This window comes from Salinispora goodfellowii, from assembly GCF_059570675.1.
The window spans coordinates 15,376-27,675 of sequence record NZ_JCANTD010000046.1 but is presented as its reverse complement, the minus strand read 5'-3'; the positions used below and the strand labels follow the sequence as shown (position 1 = coordinate 27,675).

The 12,300-nt window shown below is 69.9% G+C and carries 9 protein-coding genes and 1 pseudogene; all 10 read left to right on the top strand.

The window, feature by feature from the left end; genetic code table 11:
- On the top strand, positions 1-359 hold a 359-nt coding region (locus tag T398_RS24920), incomplete at its 5' end, for a DUF6817 domain-containing protein (RefSeq protein WP_496450270.1).
- A gap of 1,196 nt (positions 360-1,555) precedes the next feature.
- Positions 1,556-1,928, top strand: a pseudogene (locus T398_RS24915) (DUF6244 family protein); the annotation flags it as partial.
- Between the two features lie 1,087 nt (positions 1,929-3,015).
- A complete protein-coding gene (locus tag T398_RS24910; RefSeq protein ID WP_496450269.1) occupies positions 3,016-5,544 on the top strand; it encodes a sensor histidine kinase in 2,529 nt (842 codons plus the stop codon).
- A complete protein-coding gene (locus T398_RS24905; protein ID WP_496450268.1) occupies positions 5,541-5,951 on the top strand; it encodes a roadblock/LC7 domain-containing protein in 411 nt (136 codons plus the stop codon). The genes T398_RS24910 and T398_RS24905 overlap by 4 nt, the downstream gene beginning before the upstream one ends.
- 41 nt (positions 5,952-5,992) lie before the next feature.
- Positions 5,993-6,571 (top strand): hypothetical protein, encoded by a 579-nt coding sequence (locus T398_RS24900; RefSeq protein WP_496450267.1) that lies wholly within the window; start codon positions 5,993-5,995, stop codon positions 6,569-6,571.
- A gap of 27 nt (positions 6,572-6,598) precedes the next feature.
- Positions 6,599-7,909, top strand: a complete 1,311-nt coding sequence (locus T398_RS24895) for an ABC transporter substrate-binding protein (RefSeq protein ID WP_496450266.1) — start codon at positions 6,599-6,601, stop codon at positions 7,907-7,909.
- Positions 7,910-7,930: 21 nt separating this feature from the next.
- Positions 7,931-8,740: a class I SAM-dependent methyltransferase gene (locus T398_RS24890; RefSeq protein ID WP_496450265.1), complete on the top strand. Its 810-nt coding sequence runs from the start codon at positions 7,931-7,933 to the stop codon at positions 8,738-8,740.
- A 33-nt stretch (positions 8,741-8,773) separates the two neighbouring features.
- On the top strand, positions 8,774-9,652 hold the full coding sequence (locus tag T398_RS24885) for a branched-chain amino acid ABC transporter permease (RefSeq protein WP_496450264.1): 879 nt from the start codon (positions 8,774-8,776) through the stop codon (positions 9,650-9,652).
- The gene (locus T398_RS24880; RefSeq protein WP_496450263.1) at positions 9,649-10,647 is read left to right on the top strand and encodes a branched-chain amino acid ABC transporter permease; all 999 of its coding nucleotides are present in this window, start codon (positions 9,649-9,651) and stop codon (positions 10,645-10,647) included. Before T398_RS24885 ends, T398_RS24880 begins: the two co-directional genes overlap by 4 nt.
- Entirely contained in the window at positions 10,644-12,155 is a 1,512-nt protein-coding gene (locus tag T398_RS24875) for an ATP-binding cassette domain-containing protein (protein WP_496450262.1), read from the top strand. Before T398_RS24880 ends, T398_RS24875 begins: the two co-directional genes overlap by 4 nt.
- Positions 12,156-12,300 lie beyond the last annotated feature (145 nt).

Below are 12,300 nucleotides of genomic sequence, written 5' to 3'. Positions count from 1 at the left end.
ATCGAGCCACGCTGCGTAACCTCATCGGTGACAACGCTGAGGCATTGGTCTATCTATACGGGGCCTGCGACCGCAGGCGAACCTGGCGAGAGCTAGCGACGACCGGTGAGGTCGTCGACCGCTTCACCGACCAGACGTGGCACCTGAGCCCCGGCCAGATGCGACCCTTTGTGGATCTCAGCATCGTTAACGAGGTGGACGTCATCGAGCAAGATCCCCCTACCGCGGACAAGTACGGCGCGTACTTCCGCAGCCTGTTCGCCGCCTGGGCACCGATCGCTTCCCCACAGGTCACCAGTGAAGCGCAGCGACTCGTCGGCCACGGTACCCGGAGCACTCCTGCAAAGCCCCAGGATTGACGGTTCATAACCGCTCTACAAGCTACAGTCGGTTCGCGGGGACCATCTCTCCGGATGACCCGAAGCTCGGCCGAGCGGAGGTCGTTCCGGCATTTCACGCTGACCAGCGCGCCCGCGGCCGTTCAGGGTTTGTCATCACGCCCGACCCTCATCCACCAGGTTCGAGTCGGTGTCACTGTTGAAGGACGTAAGATGCCGGTTCCTCGCGTACTCCTCTTCACCTCGCTAGCCGGACCCGCCCCATCTGGCAGTACTGGCACGTCCCGGCGTTGTCAGGGCTGCTCCCACTCTCCCCGGCACCACCCGCATCAGGCTGCCCCAGCTACATCGACCTGCTACGACAGGCCGAAGGTGGTGGTCTCTCACCTCCACTCGAACCAACAGCGCCTCCCGGCGCAAACCGAATGTGAGACGGGGCCGTTAATTTGACAAACCCCCATCTGGCCGGATGGATGACACCCGCCGGGCGCCTGCTTGTCACCAGCGTCGACTGGCGTGGACCTGGCCACGTCGCATGGGGCGAGGCCGCACAGAGCCGCGACGCGTACCCGGGTGAGGTAACCCTGCGCCTGCGATACCGCGACCGGATCGGGGACTGGTTCCCTGGCTCTGGGTTGATCCGCCGACGCTGCAGACGCACGTGCAGAAGGCCGGGCTGACCGTGGAAGACGATGACCTGGGGCGCGAAGTACGCCGCAGAACTGCGTAGGGAGTCCCTGCCATGATCCTGCGCGTCATCATCGGGGCGGCAGGCCAGCTCGGCTCAGCGGTCACCGCCGCCTCGACTCGGACCCGGATGTGCGAGCACGCCGTTTGGGCCTAGTCGGGGCGGTCACCGCGCTCGGTGACGGCGTGCTCGACTGGCAGGCACTTCGGCTTTAGCGCCAGCAGCACGGAACACCGACGGTTGACCGCAGTACCGCCACCTCACGCTATCGAGCGAGATAGGGACCTCGTTGACCAGTTGATCGTGGAAGGCCCCGGAGCGCACGTCTTGGGTGATCCGGCAGATGTTCGTGGAGTGCAAGGCCAAGGGGCCTCACCGGCGTTCACGCCCAGCTTCGTGGTACCGGCAAGCCCGCAGTCAGTGCTATGTAGACCAGTCTGACAAGTCGCTCGAGGCCGGTCACTGGCCCGATGGCACGACCCGTTAGGACGCAGCCATCGCGTCATCGCCGATCGGAGGAGTGCTTCACGTGTCGATCATCGAGAAGATCCACAGCGAGTTGGGCGCCCTGACCGCTGGCGTCGACAAAGCTCGCGGTCTGACCGCCGCAGCCGGTAGCCAGGCGCAGGAGGTCGGCGCTCGTGCCGCGGGCGCTGGGTTCGCCGCTGTGGCCGTCGGTATGGCCCGGGTCCGCGACCCGATTCAGAACGTTCAGGCCGGTTTTGGTCGCTTCTCCGCGTCGGTCGGGGAGGCGGCAAAGGCGACCGCGGCGGTGCCCCGCCAGGGCACGCCGCAGGAGACGGTCGCTGGGCTGGCACCGGTGCAGAGTGCACTGGACAACGCCAGCGATGCGGGGACCCCGGGTGATAAGTCAACTCGGCGATGTGCAGCAACTCGTCAGACTCGCGGAAACTCCGAGAGTCGTTAGCGAGTGAGGGACACAGCGGGTCGAGCGGAATCGTCTGGCCCACTGCAGCCGCCGGCCAGTGGCTGAACAGCTGAAGTCATTCCCCTGGGAAGCGGGAATGCGGCTGCCCGGTCACCCCGCCACGGCTAAAGATCACGCTAAAAGGGCTCGGGAACGTGCCGCAAGGCAAGCGTGATTGCGCCCGCTGCGCCCGCGCATTGCGTGGGCGTTGCGCCCGGATCGCTGTGATCTGCACTAGCTCCCACTACACCCTGCAACTAAGGCTCTTGCCGTCGCCGACAGCAGTGTCAACGGGCCGAGGTCAGGCATATGGAGGTCTAACTTCCATGCTCACCCCCCAACGTCATTTACCCCACATGATGTCTTGTGTTTTGCTGCTAGGCATCGGAGGATGGCTGCATCAACGGCGGGACAAGATGTCGCTAACCCTGACGGGTGTCGTTGCCGAGGCTGTGGTTCGGGCTGCTGCCCGGCCCCGCCCTGAACATGCGAGACGTGGACTCCCTGCACTCGGGCCGCGATCTCTTGACCGCGCCATGGGCGATCCCTCGCACGCGCGGAGCACAGCAACCGATGCCGCCGGCATCAGCCTCACCATGCCCAACACCGAGAGGACGCTATGACAGTCATGCTGCGTCGTGATTGATGAGGTCGCGCAGTGCCCGGGTGTCGTCTCCTGCCAGAAGTCACCGCACACCTGCGTTCCCGTATCGACATCACGGGCGACGACGCCGAGCGGTTCGACGGCCTGATGCGTGCCCGAGGCTGCGCTGCGGCTCGTTCACAAGCCGGATCATCCAGGCCTGAAGCGTGCTCCTGTCTGAGCCGGGTGCGGGGCGCCGAGAAAGGAGCGTTGTGGGACAGGCGTTGGTGGCCATCGCCTTACTGGTTGGGCTGGTTCTAGATGGCGTGGCGGGTTGGCTCGTGAGGCGGAGATCTAGCGGTTGGTGTCGCTCATGTAGGGGGCCGGCCTCGCCCTCGGGCACGGCCGTTGAGCGGCGGCCCGCGTGAGTGCCCTCTCTCGCGAATCGCGGCCTGTCGTCAGGGGCACGACTACAAGGATGGTGGGGTTGGACAGCACGACGAGGCAGGGCTCGGCTGCGAGAACGCGGCTGTTGGCCGACATGCCGGTCCGGGTCAAGGCGGCGCTGATCGTGGTACCGACCGCGCTGGCGGCGGTGCTCTCGACGGGTTTCGGCCTCTGGTCGTCGATCGCGGAGGCAAGATCCGCGCAGCGTTCCGCGGACATGTTCGCGGCGAGTGCGGCCGGTGCGGGGGTGACACAGCGGCTTCAGGCCGAGCGCAACGCCGCGGTGGGTTTGCTGTTGCCTGGCTCGACGGTCACTCCTGCGGACTTCGAGCGGGCAGTCCAGGACACGGACCGCGCGTTGTCGCGGTTCCACGAGCAGCGCGACCGGCTTGACCGGCTTGATGAGCTCCCGGAGTCGGTGCGAGTGGTGTTGGCCCGGGTAGATGCCGGCTTGGTGGACATGAGGGCGCAGCGGCAGCGGGTGCGTGGTGACGGGCAGGTGTCGCTGTCGGCGGTAGCTTTCGGCTACCGCGGGATAGTCGCTGATCTTGATGACCTGCTGCCGGCAGTAGCGCAGAGCGGAGTGACTCCTCAGCTCGCGGATGAGATACGAGCGTCGGCGGCGTTGTCGCGGGCCCGGGAGTCGGTGGGCCAGCAGCAGGTGGCGGTGTTGCAGGCGGTGGCGGCGCGGCGGTTGACCCCGGCGCTACATGCCGAGGTGGTGGCCACTCGTTCTGCCCAAGACGAGGCGCTGCGTGAGTTCGACGCTCTGGCGCGGCCGTTGTGGCAGGCGCTGGTGGGTCGGACGTTGACCGGCCCGGACGTGCTGGCCGCCGTACGGATAGACGGGGTGGTGTCGGGCACCGCGGTGTACGAGCCGGTACGGCTGCCGGGTGGTGCTGAGCAGTGGAGCCGGGTGATGACCGCCCGGGCGCAGCTTTTGGCCCAGGTGCAGGCGACGGTGAACGGCGACGTTGGGGCTACCGCCGACGGCCTGTGGATGGAGCAGGTTCGCGCAGCGGTGCTGCAGGCCAGTGTGCTGATAGTGATGTTGGCGGTTGCCGTGTTCACCGCGCTGCGGGTGGCGCGGTCACTGGTGGGCCAGCTGTCAATGTTGGAGCAGGGTGCGCGGCGGGTGGCGGATGTCGAGCTGCCGGGCCTGGTCGCACGGCTGCGGGCCACCTCGAACCCTGCGGAGGCCCAGCGGTTGGCCGAGGACGCTGGCGGGGTCTCGGTGCCGGTGGTCGGTCGGGATGAGGTGGGCCGGGTCGCAGACGCCTTCAACGGGGTACTTCGCTCCGCGGTGGACGCCACGGTGGATCAGGCGCGGAGCCGGGCTCTGGTGAGCGCGATGATCACGTCGGTTGGGCGCCGGGTGCAGGCGCTGACGGAGCAGCTACTGGCCAGCATTGACAACCTTGAACGCGATGAGGATGACCCGGAGCGGCTGGCCAGGGTGTTCGACGCTGACCAGCAGGCGACGCGCCTGCGCCGCTACGGCGTGAACCTGCTGATCGTCGCCGGTGGTGGCCCGGGCCAGGTGCAGCGACAGCCGGTGGAGCTCGGCGACCTCATCCAGGCGGCGTCGTCGGAAACCGAGGGCTTCGCTCGGATCAGCATGGAGCGGCTGGTCCAGGTCGAGATCGACGCCCGCGCGGTTGACGCCGTCAAGTCCATCCTCGCGGAGCTGCTGGACAACGCTACCCGCTTCTCCGCCGACCAGGTGCAGGTGCGCGCGGTGTGGGCTGGGCGTGACGTGCAGATCCTCATCGTCGACTCCGGCCTCGGGTTGACCTCCGAGCAGTTGGAACGCGCCAACGCGCTGCTGTCGAGTCCGGAGGTGGAGGTCACGGTCACCGACCAGATGGGTCTGGTCGTGGCGTCCCGCCTTGCCCGTGAGTTCGGCGTGACGGTGCGCCTGACCCCGAGCCGGCCGTCCGGCATCACGGCCGAGGTGACCGTACCGGCCGAGTACGTGACCCGGGTGCACGTACGGGAGATTGTCGTTCCCAGCCAGATCCAGCGAGGGCCTCAGCAGCCGGTCGCGCCGCCGGTCAATACGGCTGGCGCGTCGGTGCCACCGAATCCGCGAACCGGTAGCGGCTGGACCGGGCCCACCCAGTCATCCCCGACCGCGCCGCTGTCGGACGCGACGAGGGAGCTGCCGCTGGTGCGCCGCGAGGGTCTGCTTCCGTTGCCGGCGGGCACTGCCCAGCCGGCGGATGCCCAAGTGTTTGAGCAGTTGGCGGACCAGTCGCCGTGGCTGTGGCCGCACAGCGGCGACGGGCACGGTGGGTTCCAGACCGCGGCGGACGCGGGCTGGCAGGCTGCGGCGAGCACCGCTGAGCCGGCTACCGACGGGCGCACCACCTCCGGTCTGCCCCGGCGCCGTTCCCAAGCGCACGTGGTGCCGGCAGGGATACCGACACCGCGCACCCACTCCGAGGAGCCGTGCGCGCCGATCGATCCCGCGGCGATCCGGGCGCAGGTCGCCGGCACGTTACGCGGCCTGCGAGCCGCGGCTGCTACCCCTCCCCTTTCGACAGGAGAACACGGATGAGCCCCACCACTGCCACACCGCGCAACTCCCAGCTTTCGGTCGTGCTGGATGGCTTGGCCCGGCAGATTCCGGACGTGGCCCATGTCGTCGCGGTGTCCGGTGACGGGCTGCTGCTGGCCCGCACCGCTCGTCTGGACAGCGACCGAGGCGACCAGCTCGCCGCTATTGTGTCCGGCCTGGTCAGCCTGGCCCGCGGTGCCACCGAACTGCTGGAGACCCGCGGCGTACTGTTCCAGATGCTGGTGATGACCGATGGAACGCTCGTGGTGCAGCAGGTGCCCGACGGCACCTCGCTGGCGGCCCTGGCCCGCACCGGTTGCGACACATCCCAGGTCGCCTACGAACTGGCGGCCCTCGCGGCCCGGATCGGTGAGCAGGCCAAGCCGGGACCCCGCACCGCCGGCTGACTCGCGTGCGGGCGGTGATGATCGTGGACAGGGACACCAGCGTGACAGGCGGCCGGGCCTCGGTGGTCACGGTCCTGGTGACCGGCGGCCCAGGCGTGGGCAAGACATGCTTCTTGCGGTCCGCCAGTCACGGCCACCCGGTGCTGGCCGGGCAACCGGGCAGCGTGTGGGAGATCGGCTACGCCACGCTGCCCACCGGTGTCACCATCGCCGTGCGTACCACCCCCGACCAGCGGCGCTGGTGGTGGATGTGGGACCAGTGCAGCGCCGGTGCCTTCGGTGCCGTGGTGTTGGTAGACACCACACAGCTGCCCGTGTCGTATCCGGCGCTGGACTGGCTCGACGCCCGCCGCCTGCCGTACCTGGTCGCGATCAACCGGCCGCTCGGCGGCACTCGCAACCGTCGTGAGGTCCGCGAGGCGCTGCGGGTGGCGTCGCACGTCCCGGTCCTGACCTGCGACGCCACCGAGCCCGCCTCCGTGCGTTACGTCCTGGAACACCTGCTCACCATCGACGGCGCCGCAAGCCAATCCACTACCTGTGATGCGACCGGCATCACCCCTGGCTGCGAGGAGCAGCCGCACAGATCCCGAACACGGCCAGTCCCGGCGTGTCCCTAATGCGCACCTGTCAACGAAAGGATTTCTGTGACCCCTCAACAGACCACCGGCCGATCTCGACGGCGACGAGCTATCGTCACCGCGGCCGCCCTGCTGCTTGCGGTCTCCGGATGCTCCGGGTCCAGCCTTGGCGACTCGGACGCCAGCGGCGAGGAGATCCGCATCGGCCTGATCGTGCCGAAGTCCGGCCCCTACAAAGCGATCGGCGACGACCAGGCCGCCGGGTTTCGGCTGGCCCTGGACAAGCTGGGCGGCAAGCTCGGCGGCCGACCCGTCACGGTGATCGAGGCCGACGAGGGCGAGGGTAAGGCCACCGCGCTCGCGTCGGCGCGCAAGCTCATCGAGCAGGACAAGGTCCTCGCCCTGGTCGGCGGCGGGACCGCGGACACGGTGCAGACCCTGTATCCGGTGCTGAAGGAATCCGGGGTGCCGCTGATCGGCACCGGCGGGCGCCCATCGACGGTGGAGGATCCGACCTATCTGTGGTCGACGTCGTGGTTGAGCCAGGAGACCGGCGCGTCGATCGCCGGCTACCTGCGCCAGAAAGTCGGCGAGGGCCGAGTGTGGGTGATCGGCCCGGACTACATCGGCGGACGCGACCAGATCGGCGGCTTCGTCGACCCGTTCCGCAAGGCCGGCGGGAAGCTGGCCAACCCGGGCGGAGAGCCGACATGGACGCCGTGGGCGCCGGCCCCGACCACCGAGTTCTCCCCGTACCTGACCAAGATCAAGGAATCTGGGGCGGCAGCGGTCTACACCTTCTACGCTGGCGCCTCCGCGGTGGAGTTCGTCAAGCAGTACCGGCAGTACGGCGTCGATGTGCCGCTGTACGCCTCGGGATTCCTCACCGAGGGCCCGGCGCTGACGGCGTTGGGCTCGGCGGCGGAGGGGATCTACACGGCCCTGAACTACTCCACCACCCTGGACAACGCGGCGAACCGGGACTTCGTGCGCCGCTACACCGCGGCCAACGACGGGAAGCTGCCGAATCTCTACCACGTGTGCGCGTGGGACGCGGCGCTGGTGCTGGACAAGGCCATCGCCGAAGCGCTCGCCGGCCCCGACGCCCCAGCGGTGTCGCCGGTGTCTGACAGCTCCACGGCGGTCAGTGCGGCAACCTCGTCCGCCGCGGTTGCCGGGGCGGGTGGTGAGCTGACCGGGCAGTCGCTGACGGCGGCGCTGTCGCGGGTCGGGTCGATCGACTCGCCCCGGGGTGCCTGGCAGTTCGGGCCCACGAACCACACCCCGGTGCAGGCGTACTACCTGCGTGAGGTCGCCCAGGACGGGCAGGTGTGGGTCAACCGCACCGTGCAGACGTTGACCACCCTCGGTTCCTGACCCCACGGAAGGACAGACACGATGACGACGAGCACCGCCGGCGAGCAGACCGCCGGATACATGTTCGACAACGCCACCGACGAGGCTGCCAACCAGCTGCGGCTCCTCGGTGAGATCCTCGACACCGGCACCCGTCGGCTCCTGACCGAGGCCGGGCTGACGCGGGACTGGAACGTCACCGACATCGGCGCCGGAGCGGGCACCCTGACCGCCTGGCTGTCCGAGCAGATCGCTCCGACCGGGCACGTCACTGCCGTGGACCTCGACCCCCGCTACATCCCGACCGGCCCCAACATCACCGTCCGGGCCGGCGACATCCGCCACCTGACGTTGGAGGGGTCGCAGCAGGCGGTCGTCGCGCGGCTGGTGCTGATGCACCTGCCCGAGCGAGAGCAGGTCCTCACCCAGCTGATGAGGGCTCTCGTTCCGGGTGGAGTGCTCGTGGTGGCGGACTGGGACTGCACCTGGCGGGACATGATCCGCCGCAGCCCCAGCCCCCGCGCCACCGACCTGATCGAACGCTTCCACGACGCGCTGATCGGCTTCGGCGAGTCGAAGGGCGCCGACATGGGCTGGGCCAAGCGGGCACCGGAGGTGCTGATGCGCGCCGGCCTGGTCGAGGTCGAAAGCCACATCGAATCCCGGTCCTGGCGCGGCGGCGACGGCATCTGCCTACTACACCGCAGCAACTCGATTCAGCGCGAGGCGCAGCTGCTTGACGCCGGGATGACCCGCGACGAACTGACCGAGCTGCGGGAGGTGCTGATGGACCCGCAGCTGTTGATGTCGGGCTACCTGATGCACACCACCGTCGGCCGTCGCCCCGCCTGACCGGCGGACCCGCAGCGAGAAAGGAGGAGTGCCGTGGGCCTGGACGGGCTCGCCAACCCCTACACCATCACCGCGCTAGACGGCGTCGCGTACGGGCTGTTGCTGTTTACCATCGCCGCTGGGCTGACGTTGATCGTCGGCGTGGCCGGAGTGCTCAGCATGGCCCACGGCACCCTCTACCTCGCTGGCGCCTACCTCGCGTGGTACCTCGCCGACGGCGGCTGGGCCGGCCTCGCCCTCGCCCTCGCCGGTGCGGTGGTGGTGGGCGCGTTCGGGGGAGCGGGCTTGGCCGCCGCGGTGCGCCCGCTCACCGACCGGCCGCTCGATCAGGTACTGGCGACCCTCGGCGTCGCCTACATCGCCGCCGACCAGTTCAGCACCGTGTTCGGCGCCGAACCCCGCTCAGTCGACCCACCACGGGCGCTCGCCGGCTCGGTCAGCCTGGGCGACTACCAGTATCCGGTCTATCGGCTGGGGTTCATCGCCGTCGGGATGCTGCTCGTGGTGGGGCTGTTCTGGTTCGTGCAGCGCTCCCGCGCCGGAGCGGTCGTACGCGCGGTGGTCGCCGACCCGGGCATGGCCGCCGCCATCGGCCTGCGCACCGGCCTCGTCCGGACCGGGGTGCTGGTCGGTGGGGCAGTCCTCGCCGTAACCGCCGGGGTGCTCGGGGCGCCGGTCATCGGCCCATCGCCGGGCGTGGACACCACCATCCTGGTGTACTCGCTGATCGTCTGCGTCGTCGGCGGCCTCGGCAGCATCCGCGGCACCCTGCTCGCCGCACTCGGCGTCGGGCAGACCCTCACCCTCGGCGTCGCCGTCGTCCCCGGCGCCGCCGCGTTCCTGCTCGCCGCCGCCATGCTCGCCGCGCTCACCATCCGCCAACGCACCGCACTCCCGGGACGGCCCGCATGACCACCATCCTCACCCCACGCCCCGACGCGGGCATCACGCAGACGCCGAACCGCCGCCGCGGGGTCGGACCAGCGTGGCTGCTGCCCACAGCGGGGGTCGGTGTTCTGGTGGCGGCGGTGACGCTGCCGTGGCTGGTCAACGCCTACCTGATCTCTCTTGCCACCACCGCCCTGGTCATGGCTGTCCTCGCGATGAGCGCCCAACTCCTGGCCGGGCTCGCCGGACTCGCGCCGCTGGGACAGGCCGCCTACCTGGTCGTCGGCGCGTACACCGCCGCGAGCGTCGCCACGCTGACCGGCCTCGGCCCGGTCCAACTGCTCGCCGCTGCCGCTGCCGGCGCCGTCGCGGCAGCCGTCACCGGCGTCTTGGCGGTGCGGGCCCGGGGCACCACCTTCCTCATGGTCACCTTCGGCCTCGGCGAACTCGTCCATGCCGCCGCGAACCAGTGGGCACCCGGCGGCAGCGAAGGCACCCACACACCGCCCGTCGTCGCGCTGCCTGGCCTGCCGGCGATGGTGCGGCCCGGCTGGGTGTACCTGTACGTGCTGGCCTGCACCCTGCTGATCGGCGCGACCGTCGCCGTGATCGTTCGGACCCGCTTCGCGTCGCTGCTGCGCGCCACCGCCGCCCACGAACCCCGGGTGCAGGCAGCCGGGCATCACACCGGCCGGCTGCTGCTCGCCGCGTACACGATCGCCGGTGGGATCGCCGGCGCAGCCGGGGCACTGGCCATCGCGGACACCCGCTACATTTCGCCCGCCGACGCGGCCATGGGCGTATCCGCCCTCGCTCTGGCTGCCGCGCTCATCGGCTCCGGCAGCATGGCCGGGGCCTGCGCCGGAGCGGTCTTCCTCGTTGCCGCCCGGGACTGGGCCGGCGGCCTCCTCGGCGGCCACGGACCCACCCTGCTCGGCCTGGCCTTCCTGCTGCTGGCCTACCTGCCCCGGCACCGCCTCGCCGGCCTCACCACCCGACTCCTGAGGAGACGGACATGACCAGCGCGCTACTACACCTGGCGACCGTCAGCCGCTCCTACGGCGCCCGCCGCGCTGTCAACGAGGTCAGCCTCGAACTGCCCCCCGGAGCCCGACACGCGATCATCGGCCCCAACGGCGCCGGCAAAAGCACCATGCTGCACCTCGTCGCCGGCACCCTGCGCCCCACCTCCGGACGCATCCACTACGCCGCAAACGACATCAGCAGCTGGCCAGCCCACCGCCGCGCCCGCGCCGGGATCGCCCGCACCTGGCAACACCCGGCCCTGGCCCGCCCGCTCACCGCCGTGCAGAACGTGCTACTCGCCGTCCCCGGGCAACGCCTCACGGCCCTACGGCCCCAACACCGTGCCATGACCGCCGCCCACGCAGCGCTGACCCAAGTCGGTCTGGCCAACCTGGCCGAACGACCCGCCGGCCAACTCGCCTACGGCGACCAGCGCCGCCTGGAGATCGCCGTATCGCTCGCCGCCACGCCCCGGCTCCTGCTGCTCGACGAGCCCTCCGCCGGCCTCGCCGCCGAGGAGATCACCCACCTCACCGAGCTGATCCGCGCGCTGCCGGAGGACATGACCGTGCTGCTGGTCGACCACAACCTCGACTTCGTCGCCGCCGTCGCCACCACCGTCACCGTGCTGCACCACGGCCAGCACATCGCCACCGGCACCCCCGCACAGATCCGCGACCACCCCGACGTACGCCGCGTCTACCTCGGCGGCGATACCCTCACCAGCCCCGCACCCGACAGCCCGGCCACCCCGGCGGCCGTGGCCGGCACACCAGTGCTGCGCGTGCGTAACCTGAGCGCCGGCTACACCGGCGCACCAGTGCTCACCGACATCACCCTCGACGTACGGGCCGGCCGGGTGGCCGCGGTCGTCGGACGCAACGGCGCCGGCAAGACCACCCTGATCAACACCATCGCCGGCCTACACCCCGCCGGACCCGGCACCGACATCCTCATGCACGGACAGCCCTTGACCGAATGCGACACCCGCCGTCGGGCCCGCGCCGGCCTCGGCATGGTGCCCCAAGGCCGACGCTTGTTCGCCGGACTCACCGTCGACGAACACCTCACCCTGCCCCGACCACACCCCACCCGCACCAGGAGCATCGACGCCCGCCAGGTGCTCGACCTGTTCCCGGTCCTAGCCCAGCGGCGCCAGCACCGCCCTCACCAACTCTCCGGCGGCGAGCAGCAGATGCTCGCCCTGGCCCGCGCGCTGCTCGCCGCCCCGGACGTACTCCTGCTCGATGAGCCGTCCGAAGGACTCGCCCCCACCGTCGTGGAGCAGCTCGCGGCGATCATCACCGGCCTCGCCGCCGAAGGCACCGCGATCCTGCTCGCCGAGCAGAACCTCGCCCTGGCCTACCAAGTCGCCCACGACATCGCCGTCCTGGACCGTGCCCGCATCGTCCGTCACGTCGCTACGGCCGACATCCGCGAGTACCCCACCGATCTGCACGACCTACTCACGGTCCCGACCACCACACCGACACCACCATGACCCTCGCCGGCATCACCCCAACCTGGCGAGGGTCACCCCTGTGCCTCGACGCTGGACATCTGGAGGCCCTCGTCGTCGGACACGTCGCCGCCCACGGCCGGCGTGCGGAGTGTGCCCTCACTGCCATGCGATAGCCAACGCTTCC